The sequence below is a fragment of the Kribbella sp. NPDC055071 genome, from assembly GCF_053608045.1.
This window is the reverse complement of record NZ_JBSGUS010000008.1, coordinates 38,408-60,074: the sequence shown is the minus strand read 5'-3', so window position 1 is coordinate 60,074 and position 21,667 is coordinate 38,408. Positions and strand designations below refer to the sequence as shown.

Annotated in this window: 20 protein-coding genes; 17 read left to right on the top strand and 3 right to left on the bottom strand. The window is 68.1% G+C overall.

Annotated features, from left to right (window positions below; all coding sequences use genetic code 11):
• Position 1: 1 nt before the first annotated feature.
• Positions 2-766 carry a hypothetical protein gene (locus tag ACWF4Z_RS15295; protein WP_452243655.1) on the bottom strand — a complete coding sequence of 255 codons (765 nt, stop codon included), beginning with the start codon at positions 764-766 and terminating at the stop codon, positions 2-4.
• Between the two features lie 279 nt (positions 767-1,045).
• Here ACWF4Z_RS15295 and ACWF4Z_RS15290 point away from each other — a divergent pair, with 279 nt between their 5' ends.
• From ACWF4Z_RS15290 to ACWF4Z_RS15270, 5 genes are all read left to right on the top strand, one after another.
• The gene (locus ACWF4Z_RS15290) at positions 1,046-1,882 is read left to right on the top strand and encodes a DUF4397 domain-containing protein (RefSeq protein ID WP_452243654.1); all 837 of its coding nucleotides are present in this window, start codon (positions 1,046-1,048) and stop codon (positions 1,880-1,882) included.
• Between the two features lie 269 nt (positions 1,883-2,151).
• Complete coding sequence (locus ACWF4Z_RS15285) at positions 2,152-2,556, top strand: class F sortase (protein WP_452243653.1); 405 nt, start codon at positions 2,152-2,154, stop codon at positions 2,554-2,556.
• 91 nt (positions 2,557-2,647) lie between these two features.
• Complete coding sequence (locus tag ACWF4Z_RS15280) at positions 2,648-3,913, top strand: S41 family peptidase (RefSeq protein ID WP_452243652.1); 1,266 nt, start codon at positions 2,648-2,650, stop codon at positions 3,911-3,913.
• A gap of 11 nt (positions 3,914-3,924) precedes the next feature.
• Positions 3,925-4,542 carry an L-threonylcarbamoyladenylate synthase gene (locus ACWF4Z_RS15275; protein ID WP_452243651.1) on the top strand — a complete coding sequence of 206 codons (618 nt, stop codon included), beginning with the start codon at positions 3,925-3,927 and terminating at the stop codon, positions 4,540-4,542.
• A 16-nt stretch (positions 4,543-4,558) separates the two neighbouring features.
• Positions 4,559-5,206 (top strand): nitroreductase family protein, encoded by a 648-nt coding sequence (locus ACWF4Z_RS15270; RefSeq protein ID WP_452243650.1) that lies wholly within the window; start codon positions 4,559-4,561, stop codon positions 5,204-5,206.
• Here ACWF4Z_RS15270 and ACWF4Z_RS15265 read toward each other — a convergent pair.
• Positions 5,193-5,693: a DNA polymerase ligase N-terminal domain-containing protein gene (locus ACWF4Z_RS15265; protein ID WP_452243867.1), complete on the bottom strand. Its 501-nt coding sequence runs from the start codon at positions 5,691-5,693 to the stop codon at positions 5,193-5,195. The two genes, ACWF4Z_RS15270 and ACWF4Z_RS15265, sit on opposite strands and share 14 nt — an antisense overlap.
• A gap of 268 nt (positions 5,694-5,961) precedes the next feature.
• Here ACWF4Z_RS15265 and ACWF4Z_RS15260 point away from each other — a divergent pair, with 268 nt between their 5' ends.
• The 5 genes from ACWF4Z_RS15260 to ACWF4Z_RS15240 all read left to right on the top strand — a co-directional run bounded on the left by ACWF4Z_RS15260 (position 5,962) and on the right by ACWF4Z_RS15240 (position 9,691).
• On the top strand, positions 5,962-6,141 hold the full coding sequence (locus ACWF4Z_RS15260; RefSeq protein ID WP_452243649.1) for a hypothetical protein: 180 nt from the start codon (positions 5,962-5,964) through the stop codon (positions 6,139-6,141).
• 130 nt (positions 6,142-6,271) lie between these two features.
• Complete coding sequence (locus tag ACWF4Z_RS15255) at positions 6,272-7,204, top strand: LysR family transcriptional regulator (protein ID WP_452243648.1); 933 nt, start codon at positions 6,272-6,274, stop codon at positions 7,202-7,204.
• Positions 7,205-7,300: 96 nt separating this feature from the next.
• Positions 7,301-8,047 (top strand): SDR family oxidoreductase, encoded by a 747-nt coding sequence (locus ACWF4Z_RS15250; RefSeq protein WP_452243647.1) that lies wholly within the window; start codon positions 7,301-7,303, stop codon positions 8,045-8,047.
• Positions 8,048-8,081: 34 nt separating this feature from the next.
• Complete coding sequence (locus ACWF4Z_RS15245) at positions 8,082-8,975, top strand: SDR family oxidoreductase (protein WP_452243646.1); 894 nt, start codon at positions 8,082-8,084, stop codon at positions 8,973-8,975.
• Complete coding sequence (locus ACWF4Z_RS15240) at positions 8,972-9,691, top strand: amidohydrolase family protein (RefSeq protein WP_452243645.1); 720 nt, start codon at positions 8,972-8,974, stop codon at positions 9,689-9,691. The genes ACWF4Z_RS15245 and ACWF4Z_RS15240 overlap by 4 nt, the downstream gene beginning before the upstream one ends.
• On the opposite strand, the gene ACWF4Z_RS15235 is transcribed toward ACWF4Z_RS15240, so the two are convergent.
• On the bottom strand, positions 9,676-10,575 hold the full coding sequence (locus ACWF4Z_RS15235) for a TIGR03564 family F420-dependent LLM class oxidoreductase (protein ID WP_452243644.1): 900 nt from the start codon (positions 10,573-10,575) through the stop codon (positions 9,676-9,678). The genes ACWF4Z_RS15240 and ACWF4Z_RS15235 overlap by 16 nt on opposite strands.
• Before the next feature lie 85 nt (positions 10,576-10,660).
• On the opposite strand from ACWF4Z_RS15235, the gene ACWF4Z_RS15230 reads away from it, so the two are divergent.
• The 7 genes from ACWF4Z_RS15230 to ACWF4Z_RS15200 all read left to right on the top strand — a co-directional run bounded on the left by ACWF4Z_RS15230 (position 10,661) and on the right by ACWF4Z_RS15200 (position 21,609).
• Complete coding sequence (locus tag ACWF4Z_RS15230; RefSeq protein WP_452243643.1) at positions 10,661-11,512, top strand: LysR family transcriptional regulator; 852 nt, start codon at positions 10,661-10,663, stop codon at positions 11,510-11,512.
• A gap of 354 nt (positions 11,513-11,866) precedes the next feature.
• Positions 11,867-14,236, top strand: a complete 2,370-nt coding sequence (locus tag ACWF4Z_RS15225; protein WP_452243642.1) for an MFS transporter — start codon at positions 11,867-11,869, stop codon at positions 14,234-14,236.
• Positions 14,237-14,476: 240 nt separating this feature from the next.
• On the top strand, positions 14,477-15,775 hold the full coding sequence (locus tag ACWF4Z_RS15220; protein WP_452243641.1) for an SWIM zinc finger family protein: 1,299 nt from the start codon (positions 14,477-14,479) through the stop codon (positions 15,773-15,775).
• Positions 15,772-17,175 (top strand): DUF5691 domain-containing protein, encoded by a 1,404-nt coding sequence (locus ACWF4Z_RS15215; protein WP_452243640.1) that lies wholly within the window; start codon positions 15,772-15,774, stop codon positions 17,173-17,175. Before ACWF4Z_RS15220 ends, ACWF4Z_RS15215 begins: the two co-directional genes overlap by 4 nt.
• Positions 17,169-18,254 (top strand): ATP-binding protein, encoded by a 1,086-nt coding sequence (locus ACWF4Z_RS15210; protein WP_452243866.1) that lies wholly within the window; start codon positions 17,169-17,171, stop codon positions 18,252-18,254. The genes ACWF4Z_RS15215 and ACWF4Z_RS15210 overlap by 7 nt, the downstream gene beginning before the upstream one ends.
• A complete protein-coding gene (locus tag ACWF4Z_RS15205; RefSeq protein WP_452243639.1) occupies positions 18,251-20,464 on the top strand; it encodes a DUF5682 family protein in 2,214 nt (737 codons plus the stop codon). Before ACWF4Z_RS15210 ends, ACWF4Z_RS15205 begins: the two co-directional genes overlap by 4 nt.
• Positions 20,464-21,609, top strand: coding sequence for a VWA domain-containing protein (locus tag ACWF4Z_RS15200; protein ID WP_452243638.1), 1,146 nt, complete (start codon positions 20,464-20,466; stop codon positions 21,607-21,609). The genes ACWF4Z_RS15205 and ACWF4Z_RS15200 overlap by 1 nt, the downstream gene beginning before the upstream one ends.
• The last annotated feature ends 58 nt before the right edge of the window (positions 21,610-21,667 follow it).

Genomic DNA, 21,667 nt, shown 5'->3' with positions numbered 1-21,667 from the left:
ATCAGGTGTCGCGCGGGAGATTCAGCTGCAGTACGACGAGTGCCTTGCTGGCCGGGATCTCCGGCATGATCCCGAGCTTCGGTGGATCGCCGGCCGCACAGCGGGTGTCGGTCAACAGCGGACAGACAGCATTCAGCAAGCCACTGGTCACCGACAGGCTGGCCGGCAGTGTCCCTTCGGACGCCGCTGCGAGCGGCCGGATCGCCGTACTGGCGCGTTCCGGCTTCGACGGTGTGGTGCGGATCGTCGACCCCGACAGCTTGTAGGTCAGACGCAACCTGGTCGCCGCCGTCGTCAACGGGATGTCGGCCGCGCCGCCGAGACTGGTCTGCTCGAGCGGCACGGACTGGTTGTCCGCGACGATCTTCAGGTTCGTCGCCTTGGGAGTGGTCCTGGCCATCATCCCGGGCAGGTCTTTGCCCGACTCCGGCAGTTGCACCTGCAGGATGTTCATGGCCGAGGGCAACAGCACGTCCTCGGTGATGTCGAACGTTCCGTCCGATCGCGGTACGGCGATGAGCCGGATTCCGGGCTTGGTAATTCCGGGACCAGGAGTTACCGGAACGCTCTCGGTACCGTTCGCAATTGGTGGCTCGGTGTCGATTCCCGGACTCGGTGCGACCGGACCGCCGACGCCAAGGGAGCAGGCGGTCACCGCGCTGAGCCCCAGAGTCAGCGCGATCGCCGCCACCGCCCCGCGCCGGAGGGCGGAACCGCCGACGCGGGGCACCGGCGTCCGCACAGTCGTGCGGCTGAGATCCTCCACCCCCGATACGCCAGGGAGGAGCTCACGATCGACAGAACCTCGTCCTGGCATGCGTCGTCGCCCCCCAAACGGTCCTGGCCGGAAAAAATTCGTTACCTCTGGCGGTCGGATCGTACTTGCGCATACGATACGCCCGAATTAGTGGGGTTCGGCAATTATTGCCGCATTTTTCCGTGAAGTTCGAGGGGGGACAGAATGCAGAGACGGAGCGTGTCCGGACAATTCCGCGGAGTATCTCAGGGGGTAATTTCGAGAATTCGCGGTCCGGTAGTTCGAAGGGTGATTCCGCTGCTGCTGGCGGTGACCGTGGCAGCCGTGCCGGTGGTACTCGCGGCGCCGTCGGACGCGGCGGTGGTGAGTGACCTGTACATCGTCCAGGGTCTGCCCAGCCGCAGTCTGGACATCAGCATCGACGGCCGGACGGTGGCCACCGGTGTACAGACCGCGAAGCTCATCGGTCCGTTCGGTGTGGCCGCGGGCAAGCGGATGATCACTGCCAGGCAGAACGGAAAGGTGGTGATCCAGCGTCAGGTCTCGGTCGGTACCGGGGTCAGTGAGGACGTGGTGATCCACGACCCGGCGTCACCGACGGGTGCTCCGGTGATCACGACGTACGCGAACAAGCTGAACTCGATCCCGACCGACAAGGCGGCGCTGCGGGTGGCGCACACGGCGGCGGTCGGACCGGCCGACATCCGGGTGAACGGGAAGGTGCTGTTCAGTAATGTCGCGAACGGGGAATCACTCGATGTAGTCGTTCCGGCGGCGACCTACTCGGTCGAGATCGTTCCTACCGGCGCGACTTCACCTGTTGTTCTCGGTCCGTTGGATTTGGCGGCGAAAGCCGGATATCTGACCCGCGTGTTCGCGGTCGGCGCACCGAGTCAGAAGACGATGACCGTTGCCGTCGGCACGATCAAACTCCCGGCCACCGGATCGGGTAAGCCCCAGTTGGTGAACACCGGAACCGGCGGACAGGCGGCAGAGCTTGACCAGGCGCGAAACTCTGCCGCGTCCCACGGATCCGGCCTCTGGGCGATCGCGATTCTGGCCGGGTTGCTGGCCGTTGTGGTGACGGTCCGCAAACAGGCCCACAAGAAGGCGGTACGTCGCTGAAACGGCCGCTGACCTGGGCCGCACTCTGCTGTCTGGTCCTGGCGGGATGTACCGCCAGGGCCGACAGCGCCACCACCGGGACGGGCGACGGCACAGCAACGCCGGCGCCGTCGTCCGTCCCGGGGCTCGCCACTGAGATCACGCCGACGATCCCGCTACCCTCCGATCCGGGCACCGCACCGCCCGGTCGGGTCGGTACGCCGGCGCCGAGCCAGCGGATCCGTTTCGTCCCGGGGCAGGTCGTGCTGCCCGGCGGCGCGAAGGCACCGGTGCTTCCGGCAACGACCGTCGACGGTCAGCTCAAGGTCCCGGCGGAAGGGAAAGACGTCGGGTGGTGGGACGGTGGCGCCGAGGCCGGCGATCCGTTCGGATCGGTGGTGCTGGCCGGTCACGTCGACACCAAGACCGAGGGGCTGGGCTTCTTCGCCCGGTTGCGACGCATCACCACGGGTGAGGTCGTGGTGATCAACGGCTCCGGCCACACGGCGTCGTACCGGGTCAAGTCGATCGTGTCGGTGCCGAAGGACGCGCTCGCGACCAAGAGCGGTGCCTTCGACCAGACCGGTGATCACCGGCTCGTCCTGATCACCTGCACCGGCGCGTACGACGCCTCCCACGGCGGCTACCAGGACAACCTCGTCATCACCGCTACGCCGATCGGACTGGCCAAGTAAGACGGAAGTAGTCAGGCACCTCCCGGGAGTGCCCCTGAACCTCGCTGCTGCCCGTTCCCACCGGTGGGGGACGGGCACCAGCATTTCGGACATGATCACTTCAACGCTAGCCGCCGTAACATCCCTACTCGTGCCGTCCGCCGTTCCCGCCCAGACTGTCTCGGTCGACGGTGTCTGGCAGACCGACGGCTACAACGTCATTGTTGCCATCGACAACGGATCCGCCCGGTTCTACGACCTGACGAAGGTCAGCTGCGCGGCCTCCGACACCGCCGTCCAGACCCAGCCCGGGGTCTACGAGGGCGACGGATCCCGGTACACCATCCGGCCCGGCCGCATCCAGGTCGAAGGCAGCGTCGGGGTCCTGCGGATGCACCGCCTGACCACCCTGCCGACGCGTTGCACCGTTGACACCCCCAACGATCCGCTGTCCGTTTTCGATGTGTTCTGGGCGAGCTACGCCGAGAACTACCCGTCCTTCACGCAGAAGGGCATCGACTGGAAGGCCGAGCGCGACCGCGTCCGGCCGCTGATCCACGACGGTATGTCCGACGAAGAGCTCTTCACGCTGATGGCCGGCATGCTCGAACCGCTCGGCGACGCGCACACCGGCCTGCTCTCGCCGTTCGATGCCTTCAGCGGCATCCGCGCCGGCACCGAACTCCCGTCCGACGAGCTCGAAGCCCAAGCACAGACGCTGATCGCCAAGGACCTCCACGGTGCCAAGCTCACGTCGTACGGCGACGGACACATCCAGTACGCCGACCTGCCCGGCCGGATCGGATACCTGCGGCTCGATACCTTCGGCGAGTACGGCGACGACTACGCGGCCGATGTGGTTGCCCTGGACAACGTCCTCGACACCGTCTTCCGCAAGCCCTTGCGTGGCCTGATGATCGACCTCCGCGTCAACAAGGGTGGTTCGGACCCGCTCGGCCTGCAGATCGCGTCGCGGCTGACCAAGCGGCCGTACGTCGCTTATGTGAAGAGTGCTCGGACCGACAACGGATTCACCGCGCCGCAGTCTATCTGGGTTCGTCCGAGCAATCGGCCGTCGTACCACGGTCCTGTTGCGGTGCTGACCTCGACCGCGACGGTCAGTGCGGCCGAGAGCTTCACGCTCGCGCTCGACGGCAGGAGTCCGCGTCCGATCCGGTACGGCGACACCACGCAGGGCGCGTTCTCCGACACGGCGATCCGGACCCTGCCGAACGATTGGCTGATCGCGGTTCCGTCCGAGCGCTACACCAGCCCGTCCGGTCGCTCGTACGAGGGCCTGGGCCTGCCGCCCGACCGTCGTACCCAGCCCTTCAGTTCGGCCACCTTCGAGCAGGCCCTGGAGTATCTGCGGCGGTAGGCTCGGCCGCTATGGCCAGGTATTTCGATGTGCATCCGGAGAATCCGCAGCGGCGGCTGATCGGGCAGGTGGTGGAGCTCGTCCGCGACGGCGGGCTGATCGCCTACCCGACCGACTCCTGTTTCGCACTGGGCTGCCAGCTGGGGAACAAGGACGGGATCGACCGGATCCGCACGATCCGGCACCTGGACGATCGGCACCACTTCACGCTGGTGTGCCAGGACTTCTCGCAGCTCGGGCAGTTCGTGCACATCAGCAACGCCGTCTTCCGCTCGATCAAGGCGGTCACGCCGGGCAGCTACACGTTCATCCTGCCGGCGACCAAGGAAGTGCCGCGGCGATTGCTGCACCCGAAGAAGAAGACGGTCGGCGTACGGATCCCGGATCACGTCGTGGCCCAGGCCCTGGTCAGCGAGCTGGGCGAGCCGCTCGTCTCCAGCACGCTGCTCCTGCCCGACCACGAGGTCGCGATGACCCAAGGGTGGGAGATCAAGGAAGAGCTGGACAACCAGGTCGACGCGGTGATCGAAGGCGAGGCCGGCACCGAGCCCACGACCGTGATCGACTTCTCGGAGGACGCGCCTGAGATCGTCCGAGTCGGTGCCGGAGACCCCGCTCCCTTCGAGTAGCTGTACAAAGGGGTGCGTGACCGAGACCCTGGATCTGAGCCCGGACGAGTTGCTGACGACCACACGGACCGTGCGGAAGCGGCTGGACCTCGAGCGGCCGGTGCCGATGGAGCTGATCCGCGAGTGCATCGAGATCGCGCTGCAGGCGCCGTCTGGGAGCAACCGGCAGACCTGGCACTGGCTCGTGATCACGGACGCGGAGAAGCGCGCGGCAATCGGCGAGTACTACCGTCGCGCGGTCAAGGAGTACCTGGCCGGACCGGGCGCGGCCGGCAAGCTCCACGCCGACGATCCCGAGCGCGGTCCGGTGCAGCGCCGGGTCGGTGACAGCGTCGCCTACCTGGGCGAGCGGATGGGCCAGGTGCCGGTGCTGGTGATCCCGTGCCTGCAGGTCCGCACCCTGCCCGCGGGCAACCAGGCCGGTCTGTGGGGCTCGATCCTGCCGTCGGCCTGGAGCTACATGCTCGCGGCACGAGCCCGCGGCCTCGGTACGGCGTGGACCACCCTGCACATGGCCTACGAGCAGGAGGTCAGCGACCTGCTCGGCCTGCCGGAAGAGATCCGGCAGACGGTCCTGATCCCGACCGCGTACACGATCGGGACGAACTTCAAGCCCGGCGCCCGGCAGCCACTCGACGAGGTCCTCCACCTCAACGCCTGGTAGCCATCTGCTCGATGGTCAGACCGCTCAAAACTGAGCGCGGCTCAGTCACGGTCAGGTCGAGCCCCGGATCGGCCGACGCGTCCTTGACCTTGACCAGCAGCCAGTCGGTCCCGGTCCGGGTAAAGGCCCACGCGCCGTCCAGCTTCACGCCGTGAAATTGCACCTTCACATGCCCGCGTTCGATCGCGACAGCCGGGTCGACCAACCGGTGCTGGGCATCGCGGGTCAGATTGGTGAAGACCCCGGCGTCCCAGACGATCACCGCGCCGCTGCCGTACTGCGCGTCCGCATGAACGCCTTCGTACGACGCGTACTCCAGATCGTGGTCCGTGGTGAACACCGCGAGCCGCTTCACGGTCGGATCCAGCGACGGCCCGCGCGGCACCGCCCAGGACTTCAGTACGCCGTCGACCTCGAGCCGGATGTCGTAATGCAGCCGCCGGGCATCGTGCAGCTGCACCACGAAGATGGGCTTGGACGACGTCAGGCCGTGGCTGCCCGGGTCTGCTCCTCGAGGTTCCGCGATGGAGGAATCCTACGCTCGCCGTACCGGCGATTGTGCTTCGTGAACAATCAGAGTTACCGCTAACGGTCTTCTCCGTCACGGTTGTAGGGTGGCCTTTGGTTGAGAAGCCAGCGCCCCGCGTTGGCCTTGTTTCCCTCAGAGGGCGACGAAAATGACCGATCTTCAGCACCATCCCAGAGCACGACGCCACCCCATTCCTTCCGCCCCTGTCCAGAAGAAGTCAGGTGCCATGCCAGTAGCCACCTCACCGGCTCAGAGCATCGCTGTCCAGGTCCGCATCGGCGGGCGTTGGATCGCGGGCCAGGAGCTGGGGCGCCGGTCCGGGACGACCGGGGCCGATGAGGTTCTCGTCAGCCACCACGGCCATCTCGTCTGGGTCGACCAGCAGTTGGTGCGCCAACCCTCCTGACGGAAACCCCTTACCTGTAAGGGATTTCAGTAGAGAGTTTTCGCAACCAGGTTGCCGATCTCCTCCGCCGACGCCGACTGGGCCGGAGCCGATCCGCTGTTCTCGACACGGCGTTACGTACGCTGCCCTCGTGGAGTTGCGGCAGTTGGAGTACTTCGTGGCAGTGGCGCACGAGCGGAGCTTCACGCTCGCCGCGCGGCGGCTGCACGTGGTCCAGAGCGCGGTCAGTGCCGCGATCGCGGCACTGGAGCGGGATCTCAAGGTCACGCTGTTCGAGCGCAGCGCTCAGCGCGTCGTGCTGACGGAGGCGGGTACGGCGCTTCTCCCCGAGGCGCTCACGGTGATGGACGCGGTCCAGGGCGCGCGTGATGTCGTCGACGAGCTCGGCGCGGGGATGCGTGGATCCGTGCGGGTCGGGCTGCTGCCGGGGCTGGGGCTGATCGATCTGCCCGCCGCGGCCGGTGAGTTCCGCCGGAGATATCCGAACGTCGAGCTGCAGTTGCGGGTCGACGCCGAAGGCTCGGCCGGCGTGATCGTCGGGCTGCGGAACGGCGATATCGACGTCGGCTTCCTCGGTATCGCCGCTGACGGTGTGCCGCGCGAGCTGACCGCCTGGGAGCTGCTCCGGGTCCCGCAGGCCCTCGCCGTACCGGTCGGGCATCGGCTCGCACGCCGCCGGTCGGTGACGCTGGCCGATCTCGCCGACGAGGCCTTCGTGGACTTCCCACCCGGCTTCGGCACGCGGACCCTGATCGACCAGGCCTTCGAGGCGGCCGGGATCGCGCGGCACGTGGTGGTCGAGGCGCTCGGTATCGAGAACGGCGTGCAGTTCGTGGCGCATGGGGTCGGCCTCGGCATCCTGCCCGCGTACGCCGTCCGTGGGATGGATGCGATCCGCGTCGTACCGATCGCCGACGAGTCGTTCCAGTGGTCGCTCTACATGGCGACCCTGAAGAAGCGAAAGCCGACCGCAGCGCTCCGAGCTCTGCTCGGTCTGGTCACCACTCATCTCCGGCATCCCGAAGGCACCCAACCCGGTCGGGACATAGATCAACAAAACTGATCCTCCTATCGACTTGAGTCGTTGGACTTGATGCACCGACCGCAGCAAGATCGTTGGTGTCAGCAGGAACCGACACCGAGATCGAGGAGCAGGACGATGACCGAGAACACCACGGCCGGACGGGTCGCGATCGTGACCGGTGGATCGAGCGGGATCGGCCGCGAGGCCGCGGCCCGGCTGGGCCGCGACGGCTACGCGGTGGCGATCGTGTACGCCGGCAGCAAGACCGGCGCCGAGGAAGCGGTCAAGGAGGTCGAGCAGGCAGGCGGCCGGGCGATCGCAGTCCAGGCCGACGTGGCCGACGAAACAGCGGTGGCCGCGCTGTTCGACCGGACCGAGCAGGAGTTCGGCGGGGTCGACGTGGTCGTGCATGCCGCCGGGATCATGCCGCTGTCGCCGCTGGCGGACCTCGACCTGGAGGTCTTCGACCAGGTCGTTCGTACCAACCTTCGCGGCACCATCGTCGTCGACCAGCAGGCGGTACGGCGACTCCGTAGCGGCGGCGCACTGATCAACATCTCCAGCTCGCTCACCAAGCTGGCCCGGCCGGGATACGCGGCGTACTCCAGCACCAAGGGCGGCGTCGAGGCGATCACGCTGATCCTCGCCCGCGAACTGCGCGGCCGTGACGTCACCGTCAACGCCGTGGCTCCCGGTCCGACCGCGACCGCGCTCTTCTTCAACGGCAAGTCGCAGGAGCTGATCGACCGGATCACCGCCGAGCCGCCGCTCGAGCGACTCGGGCAGCCCTCCGACATCGCCGAGATCATCGCCTTCCTGGCCGGACCGGCCCGCTGGATCAACGGCCAGGTCATCTACGCCAACGGCGGCTCGGCCGCCTGATCAGTACCCCACCTTCGTCGTCAAAGGAATCGTCATGCCCAAAACAGTCCTGATCTCCGGCGCGTCGAGCGGATTCGGTGCCCTGACCGCCCGGGCCCTCGCCGATGCCGGCCACACCGTGTACGCCGGAATGCGCGGCCTCACCGGTCACAACGCGGCCGCTGCCGCGGACGCCAAGCAGTACTCGACCGAGCACAACGTCGACCTCCGGGCCGTCGAGCTCGATATCAGCACTGACGCCTCGACCCAGCAGGCCGTCGCCACCGTGGTCGGTGAGCAAGGTCGTCTCGACGTACTCGTGCACAACGCCGGCCACATGGTCACCGGTCCGGCCGAGGCATTCACGCCGGAGCAGATCCTCGACATCTACGACACCAATGTGGTCGGTTCACAGCGCCTCAATCGGGCCGCGCTGCCGGTCCTTCGCAAGCAGCAGGACGGCCTGGTGGTGTGGGTCGGCAGCTCGAGCACGCGAGGTGGCACGCCGCCGTACCTGGCACCGTACTTCGCGGCGAAGGCCGGGATGGACGCGATGGCCCAGAGCTATGCGCTGGAGCTGGCGCGATTCGGGATCGAGACGACGATCGTCGTACCGGGTGCGTTTACCCATGGCACCAACCACTTCCTCCACAGCGGGTCGCCGGCCGACGCCGACGTGGTCGCGGCGTACGAGGCGAAGTACGCAGGGCTGATGGAACAGGTCAGCCAGCGTCTCGCCGAGCTGGAGCCCGAGTGGGCCGACGTCGCAGAGGTGGCGAAGCTGATCGTGAAGGTGGTCGACACCGAGAAGGGACACCGGCCGTTCCGCGTGCACTACGACCCGTCCGACGACGGTTCGACCGTGGTCAACCCGGTCGCCGACCGGGTACGCGCCGAGCTTCTTCGCCGGATCGGGTTGGAGGACCTCCTGCACCCGGTGGCGGGATGACGTTGATCGACCTCCACGCGCACTTCCTGCCGCCGGAGTACGTCGCCGCGGCGGAGCGGGCGGGACACCTTCGGCCAGACGGGATGCCCGGCTGGCCGAAGTGGTCTGTCCAGCAGCACTTGGAGGCAATGGACGAATCCGGGATCGACACGGCCCTGCTGTCGGTGTCGTCGCCGGGTGTGCATTTCGGCGACGACTTCCGCGCGCAGGTGCTGGCGCGTCAGGTGAACGAGGCCGCGGCCGGCCTTGGTCGCGATCATCCAGGTCGGTTCGGCTTCTTCGCGTCTTTGCCGTTGCCGGATGTAGAGGGTGCGCTGGTCGAGCTGGCCTACGCGTACGACGTCCTGCACGCGGACGGCGTCGTACTCCTCAGCAATGCCGGCGGACGCTATCCAGGCGAGCCGTCGTGGGAACCGCTGTGGCGGGCGCTGAACGACAGATCGGCCACGGTGTTGCTGCACCCGACGTCACCACCGCAGTGGCGCCAGGTTGCCCTGGATCGGCCAAGACGGGTGATCGAGTTCCCGTTCGAGACCGCGCGAGCCGTCACCGACCTGGCCCTCACCGGCATCCTCGCCCGCCACCCCGACATCCACTTCGTCATCGTCGACGGCGAACTGCTCCCGTCCCTCAGCGACCGGATCAACGCCCAGCTGGACGGCTTGAGCTACGTCTCCGACCTTGACACCTTCGGCAGCGGCTACTGCTGCGCGTAGTCGAGCACGAACTTGATCGTGCGCGCCTGCTCCTCGGCCGTCCCGACCGGGCAGAACAAGAACTCCGTCGCCCCGGCGTCGGCGTACCGCTGGACCTCCCGCGCGACCGCCGACTCGTCACCCAGCACGGCCGTGTCCTCCGGCCCGGCCTTACCGCCCCGATCCAGCACCGCCCGGTACGACGGCATGTCACCGGCCGCGCCGAACCGTTGCCGGATCCACTCGCGGGTCCCGTCCGGATCGTCGGTCAGCGCCACGCAGGCACCGGCGATGACCTGAGGCTGTGGGCGACCGGCCGCCGCCTTGTCGATCGTCGGGCGGATGTAGTTCTCGATCACCTCGGGGCCGGTCCAGCTGGTCGTCGTACCGGCGGTGAGTTCGCCCGCGATCTTCAGCATCTGCGGACCGAGTGCAGCCAGGATCAGCTCGGGCGTCTCGGCACCGGGGATCTCGATCTGCCCGCGGGCGGTGATCCGTTCGCCCTGGAAGTTGGTCGCATCCCCGGCAAGCAACGGCCCGAGCGCCTCGACGTACTCGCGCATGTAGGCGGCGGGCCGGTCCATCGGCAGACCGAGCATGCCCTCGACCATGTGCGGATGGCTTGCCCCGATCCCGAGCGTCAGCCGGTTGCCGCTGAGCACCTGCACACTGAGCGCCTGCGCGGCGAGGGCGAGCGGGTGGCGCGGATACACCGGTACGACGCCGACTGCGAAGCCGATCGTCGAGGTGTACGGCGCAACCCCGGCGATCAGCGTGAGTGCATCCCAGCCGAGGCGTTGGCTGAACCAGATCCGGTCGACGCCGGCCTCTTCAGCGGTCTTCGCGTCCGCTCCGACCTCGTCGATCCGGCGGCCTTCTTCGTCGATCCACAGTCCGATTCTCATGGTTCAAGTCAACGGGCCACGGGTCGGCCGACCAAGACGCAGCTACGCTGTGCAGTGATAGCGAATCGTGATCGCTGGGGGTCGTATGGAGCTGCGGCAGTTGCGGTACTTCGTCACGGTCGCCGAGGAACTCCACTTCGGCAAGGCCGCTGAACGGCTCAAAATCGTCCAGCCCGCGGTCAGTCAGCAGGTCGCCCGGCTCGAACGCGAACTCGGGCTGAGGCTCCTCGATCGCTCGTCGCGGCATGTCCGGCTGACGGGCGACGGCGAGCGGATGCTGGCCGAGGCGCGGACGGTGCTGGCAGCCGCCGAACGCGCCACTGACGTTGCCGCGGAGCTCGCCTCCGGGCACTCCGGCGTACTGCGGATCGGGACCGCGGCTGGTCTGCGGGAGCGGCTCGAACGCGGGCTCGCGGCGCTGCGGACGACGAGTCCCGGGGTCGAGATCAAGCTCAGCTCCGGATCCGCGGTCGAGCATCTGGAGGCGATCCGGACCGGTGAGCTCGACATCGCCTTCGTGCGCGGTGAGGTGACGGTCGCGGATCTCCAGGTGGAGGAGCTGTGGCGGGATCCACTGTCCGTTCTGGCGCCGGCGGCGTACCGGGCCGATGACGGGGTCAAGCTGATCGACCTCGCCGGTCTGCCGCTGCGGTTGCCCGCCGATCCTTGGCTGCACGAGTACGTCGTGGGCGCCTGTCGCGAGGCCGGGTTCGAGCCGGTGGTGGGTCGGCCGGTGGACGATCTCGAGGCGGCGGTCGTCGAGATGTCGACCGGGTCGCCGGCCTGGACGGTGGTCTACGGGACGACGTGTGAGACAGCGGAAGGTGAACCGTTGTGGATGGGTCCGTTCGCGCCGCCGCTCAGTGCACCGGGGAACTTGGTCCTGTCCGGGCGGGCTCCCGCGTGCGTCGACGTACTGGTCTCCGCGTTCGCGTGAGCAGGGTGGCCCTCGGCGGGCCCTGACAGCTCCGCCGAGGGCGCTGTTGATCTCTCAACAAGACCCGGATCGTACGCGGTAAACCCTCTCCCGAGGAGGGGTCGTCTCAGGAATGGACCGAGCTTGTCGACGGACGGTCGGTGGCGCCCGGTGAGCGGTCGCTGACGCTGCGGGCTTATTGTTGGTAGTTGCAACCAAAAGACGGGGTCTCGATCCACAGATCGGGGCTCGAGGGCCCGGGTGAGGACCTGGTGTTCCGGCGTACCTGCGTACGACGAAGCACGTGCCGGCCGTTTCCGCCCCGGAGCAGCACACCACCGCTGCTCCGGCCGCAGCGACCCCGAACGGAACTCGATGTCTGTCACCCGGAGCGAGGCCGGCGAATCAGGCCCGGCACACCACGCCGCAGGCCATGCCCGGCCGACCCGCTATCGCTCGATCTATGCCGAAGGCGGCGAGCAGTCCGCTCAGCAGCCGGCCCCACCGCAGCAGAGCCAACCGGCTTCCGCCGTACCGGCCGTGGATCCGCAGCTCACCCACCGGCAGATCCTGGAGATCCTGGCCGGGCTGCTGGCTGCGCTGTTCACCGCGATCCTGAGCTCGACGATCGTCAGCAACGCGCTGCCGACGATCATCGCGGACCTGGAAGGCTCGCAGACCCAGTACACCTGGGTCATCACGGCCAGCCTGCTCGCGATGACGGTCTCGACGCCGGTCTGGGGCAAGCTCTCCGACCTGATCAGCAAGAAGCTGCTCGTCCAGCTCGCGATCGTCATGTTCGTGATCGGGTCGGCGTTGGCCGGTGCCGCGCACAACGTTCCGTTCCTGATCGGCGCGCGCGTGCTGCAAGGGCTCGCGATGGGCGGCCTGATGGCGCTGGCACAGGCGATCATCGGCGCCGCGATCCCACCACGCGACCGCGGCCGGTACTCCGGCTACATGGGTGCCGTGATGGCGGTCGCCACCGTCTCCGGACCGCTGGTCGGTGGCGTGATCGTCGATACGTCGTGGCTCGGGTGGCGTTGGTGCTTCTACGTCTGCGTGCCGCTCGCCGTGATCAGCCTGATCATCCTGCAGCGGTACCTGCACCTGCCGCTGGTCAAGCGCAAGGTCAAGATGGACTACATCGGAGCCTTGCTGATCGCGGGCGCCGCCAGCCTGCCGCTGATCTGGGTGTCGTTCGCCGGCGAGCACTTCCCGTGGTGGTCGTGGCAGACGGGCGCCTATCTGGGCGGTACGGCGGTGTTGGCCATCCTCGCCGTGATCGTCGAGACGCACGCGCGTGAGCCGTTGGTACCGGTGAAGGTGATCCGCGAACGCACGACCGCACTGGCGATCGTGGCCAGCCTCTCGGTCGGGATCGCGATGTTCGGCAGCGCGGTCTTTCTGGGGCAGTACTTCCAGGTGGCCCGCGGGTACAGCGCGACCGAGGCCGGGTTGCTGACGATCCCGATGATGTTCGGCTCGTTCCTCGGGTCGGTCGGGGCCGGGCAGCTGATCACCCGGTTCGGGAAGTGGAAGCGGTACCTCGTGCTGGGCGGGCTGTTCCTCACCGCCGGTCTCGGCGTGCTGGGGACGATCGACCACACCAGTCCCTACTGGTACGTCGGTCTCGGCATGCTCGGGATGGGCCTCGGCATGGGCATGATGATGCAGAACCTGGTCCTCGCCGTACAGAACACTGTTGATGTCAGCCAGGTCGGCGCATCGAGCGCCACGGTCACCTTCTTCCGCAGCCTCGGTGGTGCTGTGGGTGTGTCGGTCCTTGGTGCGGTCCTGGCCACCCGGGTGACGGATCTGATCGCGACCAACATCCGTGCGCTCGGGCCCGAGGCGGCGGCCGCGGCGCAGGGTGGTTCGGCGGGGAGCCTGCTCGATGTGAACGCGCTGCCGGCGCCGGTCGCGGAGATCGTGCGGCATGCGTACGGCGATGCCACCGGCAGGATCTTCGCCATTGCCGCGGGCGCGGCGCTGGTGAGCTTGCTCGCCGTCCTCTTCATCCGCGAGGTCCCGCTGCGGCGGACTGTCGCTATGACACCTCAGGCCTCGGCATCGGCCGAGCCTGTTGAGGTTCCGGTGCGCGAGACGGTCCCCGATGATCCGGCCGAGCGGGCCGCGGTGATCGCGCTCGACGTGATCACTTCGGCTGAACGCACCGCCCGCGATCGCGAGCGGCAGGCCAACGAACGCGTCCAGGCGGCGGCGACCGTCATTCGCCAGATGCGTACGAACGTCGCCGACCTCTTCACCCGGGTCGACCAGCAGATCGCAGCCCTGGAGAACACGCTCCCGGACGCGATCCCGCAGCCGGCGGCCGCGATCCTCGACTCCCAACGCCCGGCCGGCGACCTGGTCGACGAGCTGCGCCGCTACGAGCTCAGCGTTCTCAGCGCCAGCCAGCGGACGGCCGATCACCTCCGCGAGACGGCCAAGTCCGAGGCCGAACAGGTGCGCGCATCTACGCACACGGAGGCCGAGCAGCTCCGCGCGGCGGCCCGAGCCGAGGCCGACCAGCTCGTCGCCGAGGCGAAAGCCGAAGAGGAAGAGATCCGCCACCGCATCGCCGAACTGGAAGCCGTCGAACACCGCCTCCTGGGGACCATCCGCGACGGCCTCTCCGACACCCCACCCCCACCGGCCGCCCCGCCCGAGTCCGTACCCCACACCACCAGCAACGGCAACGGCTACCCCGAAGACCTCCACAACCGCCAAGCCTTCGGCTAACCCCACCCCACCCCCAACCCCCCAACCCCCAACCCCCCAACCCCGCCGCCGAGCCCGCCCCCGCTCGCCGAGCCCGCCCTTCCAAGTCGACTTTGTGCACCAGGTCCGTACGCCGCACGCCACAAAACACGGATCTGGTGCACAAAGTCGGACCTGGTCCACCCAGCAACCGGTCGCCGCGAGGTGTGTCGGGGGTGGGTGGCATGCTTCCGGGGGGAAGGTTGTCGAGCGAGGAGCGTCGTGGGGTTGTGGGACGTGGAGCGGGTGCTGGGGTTGGCGCCCGATGCCGCGTCTGCGAAGGCGGGCCAAGGCCAGGCCCGTACGGCGAAATGGTCCGGCACGGGAGCCTCGGAGCGGGCGGTGTGGGGGCTGTGTCAGGGGAGTGGGAAGCAGCCGTACCAGACCACGGTCGAGCTGGCAGGTCCGGCGTACAAGTGCAGTTGTCCTAGCCGGAAGTTTCCCTGCAAGCACGCGCTCGGGTTGCTGTTGCTGTGGACCGGAGGTGAGGTCCGCGCCGGGGACGAGCCGGAGTGGGTGACCTCATGGGTCGACCAGCGGGCGGCGCGAGCGGAGCGGCCGGAGCGTAAGCCGGGGGAGGTCGCCGATCCGCTGGCGGCCGAACAGCGGGCGACCCGGCGGGCCGATCGGGTGTCGGCGGGGATGGCTGAGCTGCGGAGTTGGCTGGACGATCAGGTCCGGCAGGGGTTGGGCGGGTTCGATCAGCGGGCGTATACCGAGCTGAGCCGGCTGGCGGCGCGGATGGTGGACGCGCAGGCGCCGGGAGTCGCGGGAGCGGTACGGCGTGCGGCCGGGGTCGTTGGACGTGGTCACGGGTGGCCGGGGGAGCTGCTGGAGGAGTTGTCGCTGATTCATTTGGTCGTTGCGGCGCACGATCGGCTCGCGGAGTTGCCGCCGTCGCTGGCCGATACCGTGCAGAGCCGGATCGGGCGGAGTGTGGAGACTGCGCGTGTGCTGGCCGAGGGGGAGAAGGTCGAGGACGATTGGCTCGTGCTCGGCCGGGTGATCGAGCCGGACGACCGACTCACGGTCCGGCGGGTTTGGTTGCGTGGGGCAACGAGTGGGCGGCTCGGGCTGATTCTCAACTTCGCGGCGGCTGGGCGGCCGCTCGATCCGTTGCCGGGGCGGCCTGGTGAGTATGTGCCTGGGGCGTTGTCGTTCTATCCCGGGGCGCTGCCGATGCGTGCGCTCCTGACACAATTCGCTCCGCGGTTTCCGGCGCCGCGGCCGGCCGGATTCACGGTGCGGCAGGCGTTGGCGTCGTACGTCGAATCCGTCGCGGCGGACCCGTGGAACGAGCGCTGGCCGTTGGTGCTGGATGGTGTCCGGCCTGCTCGGTTCGGCTCGGGGTGGGCGCTGGTCGATCAGGACGGTGATGCGCTTGAGCTTCTTCCGGGGATCGATGTGTGGAAGCTGCTGGCGGTGTCGGCCGGTGACGCGCTGACTGTTGCCGGCGAGTGGAATCGAGCCGGTCTGCGGCCCATCACCTGCTGGCACGGCGATCGGCCGGTGATCCTGTGAAGGGGTGGGACGGGCTGGTCAGTTCGGCGTTGCTGGGGACGGATCGGCGGCCGGCGCGATTCGAGGAGTTGCCGGAGGATATTCAGGAGCAGTTGGGGGAGGGCGGGCTACTCGATGCGGCTGCGCTGGCGACCGTGTACAAGCGTGCCGGTCGTAAGCCGTTGCGGGAGCTCGAGCCGTTGCCTTCGGCACCTGGCGATGATGGTCCGCTGCCTCGGCCGGTGGCGATTCGGCGGTTGGCTGCGATGCTTGGTGGATTTCAGACGACTGCGTTGGGTGAGTGGTTGCGCGCTGCGGATGCGCGTGGGTGGGGCGTGCCGCCGGAGCAGTTGCCGGCGCTGGCGGACTACGCACGCAACCGCGCCGAGTATCGTCCGCTGGTCATCGCCGCCGCCGGTCGTCGTGCGCAGTGGTTGGCGGATCTCAACCCCGAGTGGCGATTCCTGCACGCGGCGGTTGCCGATAGCAACAATCCTGAGTTGTGGACGCACGGCAACACCATCCAGCGCCGCAGTTGGCTGAGCGCCCTCAGGCGCCAAGATCCGGCCGCCGCTCGCGAGGCCCTAGCCGAGGTCTGGCACACCGAGTCCGCGCCCACCCGGACCGACTTCCTGGCGATCCTCGCCGACGGTCTCTCCACCCAGGACGAGCCGTTCCTGGAGGCGGCCTTGGATGACCGCTCCAAGGAAGTCCGCAGAGCCGCCGCGCATCTCCTCGCTCGCATGCCCGGCTCCCAGTACGGCGAACGCATGATCCAACGCCTCAACTCCCACGTGACCGAATCCCAAGGCGTCCTGTCCGTAACCCTCCCCCACCACCTGACCCCCACCATGGAACGCGACGCCCTGGACACCCCACCCCCCGAATCCCAAGGCAAACGCACCTGGTGGCTCCACCAAATCATCGCCAACACCCCACTCACAGCCATGAAGCTCAGCTGGCTGGAGACCCCAGTAGAAGGCTGCCCACCCGAGGCCCTACAGGCCGCTTGGGCGGAGGCAGCTATTCGCGAGAGCTCGGCTGCGTGGGCGCGTGAGTTGTTGCGGGTGAATGCGAACACAGGCAGCAGGAGTCCGGCGGAGTTGTTGCGGTTGTTGCCTGCCGGGGAGTGGGCTGGGGCTGTTGAGGGGTTGCGGGTGACGGTGGATGTGGCGGAGCTGGTGGGTGGGCTGCCAGTGCCGTGGCCGGCGTCCTTGGCCAGCATGATCTTGGATCAGTTGGCGAAGGTCGGCACCAATCGCGCCTGGGCTCGGCTGGCGAGTATCACGGCCCGCGCCGCGCCTCCCGACGTACTGAATCATCCGATCACCAGAGAGCCGACCGGCGAGGAAGACACCTGGCGGCGCCGGCTCGTCGAGACCTTGATCTTCCGACGCGAGATGTACGAGGAGTTATCGTGAGCACCGAAGTACTCAGGCCGCACGCGGAAGAGGAATACGCCGACGAGCTCACCGCGCTCGCGGCCGCCGACGACAAGCTGCGCCCGCCGGCCTGGCGGCTCTCACCGGCCGCCGTCGTCACCTACCTCCTCGGCGGAAGTGCCGGTGGTGTAGAGATCTCACCCAAGTACGTCGGACCGCGCCGGCTGATCGAAGTAGCCGTCGCCACCCTTGCCACGGACCGCGCGCTGCTCCTCCTCGGCGTGCCCGGTACGGCGAAGACCTGGGTCAGCGAGCACCTGGCCGCAGCCATCAGCGGCGACTCGACCCTCCTCGTGCAAGGTACGGCGGGAACCGCGGAAGAGTCCATCCGCTACGGCTGGAACTACGCCCAGTTGATTGCCCAAGGCCCCAGTGAGGCCGCGCTCGTCCCGAGCCCGGTCCAACGCGCGATGAGCGATGCGAAGATCGCGCGGATCGAGGAGCTGACCCGGATGCCGTCCGACGTCCAGGACGCGCTGATCACGATCCTGTCCGAGAAGACCCTGCCGATCTCGGAGCTCGGCACGGAAGTCCAGGCCCGCAAGGGATTCAACGTCATCGCGACCGCGAACGACCGCGACAAGGGCATCAACGAACTGTCCAGCGCACTCCGCCGGCGCTTCAACACCGTCGTACTCCCGCTCCCCGACTCCGCCGAGGACGAGGTCGAGATCGTCTCCCGCCGCGTCGCCCAACTCGGTACGGCGCTCGAGCTGCCGCAACCCGACGACGCCCTCGACGAGATCCGCCGCGTCGTGACGATCTTCCGTGAGCTGCGGTCCGGACGAACCGAGGACGGCCGTACGGCGGTGAAGTCACCATCCGGCACGCTCTCCACGGCGGAGGCGATCAGCGTGGTCACCGGCGGTTTCGCCCTCGCGGCGCACTTCGGCGACGGCGTGCTCCGCCCGACGGACGTTGCCGGCGGCATCCTTGGTGCCGTTGTCAAAGACCCCTCCGCCGACCGAGTCGTCTGGTCCGAGTACCTGGAGACCGTCGTCCGCGAACGCGACGACTGGGCGCCGTTCTACCGAGCCGCCCGAGAGATCTCCGGATGAGCGTTCATTTATTGGGGATTCGGCATCACGGGCCAGGATCGGCGCGCGCGGTCGCGACGGCCCTGGCCGAGCTGCGACCAGACATAGTGCTGATCGAGGGACCGCCCGAGGCTGACAAGGTCGTCGAGTTGGCGGCGTCGGCAGAGATGGAGCCGCCGGTCGCCCTGCTGGCTTACGCGGTCGACGACTCGACCCGCGCCGCGTTCTGGCCGTTCGCGGTCTTCAGCCCGGAGTGGCAGGCGATCAAGTACGCACTCGCCGCCGAAGTCCCGGTCCGATTCTGCGACCTCCCTGCCGCACACCAGTTCGCCTCGACCGCGCGGGAGAGCCGACGCGCGGCGTCCATCGATCCGTTGGCAACGCTCGCCGAGGCCGGTGGGTACGACGATCCCGAGCGTTGGTGGGACGACGTGATCGAGTCGCGTCGCGAGGGCGCCGAGCCGTTCAGCGTGATCGCCGATGCGATGCGCGAACTGCGCCACGACGAGGACGCTGAATCTGATTCATCACCCACCCCACCGCCCCGGTCAGGTGGTCGGGAAGCGCAACGCGAGGCCTACATGCGCACGGTGCTGCGCAAGGCCCTTCGCGAAGGATTCGAACGCATAGCAGTGATCTGCGGCGCTTGGCACGTCCCGGCGCTGGAGCTACCGTTGCCCCCGGCAACCCACGACCAACGCATCCTGAAAGGCTTGCCGAAGCGAAAGGTCGCCTGCACCTGGGTCCCTTGGACGCACGGTCGACTCGCGTCGGCGAGTGGGTACGGCGCCGGCATCACGTCTCCTGGTTGGTACCACCACCTCTTCACAGCCCCCGACCAGATCACGACACGCTGGCTGTCGAAAGTCGCCCAGGTCCTCCGTAACGAAGACCTGCCCGTCTCCAGCGCGCACGTCATCGAGGCAGTCCGGCTCGCGGACACCCTGGCCGCACTCCGCGAGCGCCCGCTGGCCGGCCTGAGCGAGGTCACCGAGGCGACCCGGGCTGTTCTCTGTGGCGGGAACGACGTACTCCTCGATCTCGTCACCAGGGAAGCCGTCGTCGGCGAGCTGCTCGGATCGGTCCCCGGTGAGACTCCGCAGGCGCCGGTCGCCGCGGACCTCGCGGCGCAGGCGCGACGGCTGCGGATGAAGCGGGATGCGACCGAGCGCGTGATCGAGCTCGACCTCCGCAAACCGAACGACCTGGAGAAGTCCAGACTCCTGCACCGGTTGAGAATCCTCGGCGTGCACTGGGGTGTGCCGGCCACCGACGAACGGCGGGCTCAGGGCACCTTCCGCGAGATGTGGCGACTGACCTGGGACCCCGGTCTCGAGGTCGAGTTGGTTGCCGCCGGCGCGCACGGCACGACCGTCCTCAGGGCCGCGACCACTGTCATGCTCGCCGTCGCCGACGAGTCGGCAACCCTCGCCGACGTCACGGCCGCCTTGGAGCGATCGCTCCTCGCCGACCTCGCCGAGGCACTCCCGGCATTGCTCCGAGGCGTCGACACGAGGGCCGCGGCCGATGCCGACGTTGGTCACCTGATGGCCGCGTTGCCCGCGCTGGCGCGTTCTTCGCGGTACGGCGATGTCCGCGGCACCGACTCCGTCGGACTCGCCTCGGTCGCCGGCCGGATGGTGTCGCGGATCTGCGCGGGCCTCGGCCGGACCGTCCACGGACTCGATCCGGACGCGGCAACCGCCGTACAGGAATTGATCGACGGTGTACAGGACGCAACCGCTTTGCTGGCTGAGGATGTGCGGTCGGAGTGGCTGAACACGTTGGAGGGGTTGAGTGATCGTGCGCCGGTCCCGCCGCTGATTCGGGGCCGATTGACCCGGCTGATGCTCGATACCTCCCGGTTGCCGGATCACGAGGTCGCTTTGCGGCTCGGGCGGGCATTGTCGCCGGGTACGCCGACCGCCGACGCCGCTGGATACGTCGAGGGATTCCTGGCCGGCGGTGGATTGCTCCTCGTCCACGACGAACACCTGCTCGCGTTGGTGGATGCCTGGCTGGGTGCGATCCCGGACGATGCGTTTCTCGAGGTGTTGCCGCTGTTGCGCCGTACCTTCGGGACGTTCGCCGCGCCGGAACGTCGGTCGATCGGCACGCGTGCTCGCGCCCTCGGCGATCCCGCGTCGGTGATTGTTGCTGACGACAACGAGCTCGATCTCGAGTTGGCCAAGTCCGTTCTGCCCGTGGTCGCACAGTTGCTGGGGGTGTGATGAGCGACGAGAAGGCGCGCCGCTGGCGCCTGGTGCTCGGTGGTGAAGCCGCACCCGAGCTGGGTACGACGCTGTCGAAGGCGGACCAGTCCGTCGACGCGGCACTCGCGGCGCTGTACGACGCGGAGGCCGGGGAGGGGACGCAACGGTCCGCGGGGCTGGGTTCGTCGGCGCCGCGAGTGGCGCGGTGGTTGGGCGACATCCGGCAGTACTTCCCGAGCACCGTCGTACAGGTCATGCAGCGGGACGCGGTCGAGCGGCTCGGCCTCACGCGGATGCTGATGGAGCCGGAGTTGCTGGGTGCGGTCGAGCCCGACGTCCATCTGGTCAGCACACTGCTGGCGCTGAACGAAGTGATGCCGGAGGAGACCAAGCAGACCGCGCGTGACGTGGTCGGGCGGGTCGTCGCCCAGCTGGAGACGCGGCTGGCCGAGCGGACACGGGCCGCCGTCACGGGTGCACTCGATCGGGCCGGGCGGACCGGCCGGCCGCGGCACTCCGACATCGATTGGGACCGGACGATCCGGGCCAACCTCAAGCACTTCTCGCCGGCCCTCGGCACGATCGTCCCGGATCGGCTGGTCGGCTACGCGCGCCGGAACCACAGCGTCCGGCGGGATGTGGTGCTTGCCATCGACCAGTCCGGCTCGATGGCGGAATCGGTTGTGTACGCGTCGCTGTTCGGCGCGGTCCTCGGATCGATCCGCACGCTGCGGACCAGCCTCGTCGTGTTCGACACCGCGGTGGTGGATCTGACCGATCAGCTCGATGACCCGGTCGACGTTCTGTTCGGGACACAGCTCGGCGGTGGGACGGACATCAACCGGGCGCTCGCGTACTGCGAGGAGCTCGTCACCAAGCCGGCCGAGACGGTGATGATCCTGATCTCGGATCTCTACGAGGGCGGCGTCCGGGAAGAGATGCTGCGGCGAGCACGTTCGCTGGTGGAGTCCGGCGTACAACTGATTGCCTTGCTGGCGTTGGCCGACTCGGGAATACCGTCGTACGACGCTGAGAATGCGACCGCGCTGGCGGATCTCGGCGTACCGACGTTCGCCTGCACACCCGATCTTTTCCCTGACCTGATGGCAGCGGCCATCCGTCGCGAGGACATCACAACCTGGGCCGCAACAAACCTGACCTGAAAGCCGCGCTCGCCTTATCGACCTGACAACCGCCGTGGATGTGAACGAGCAGAATCCG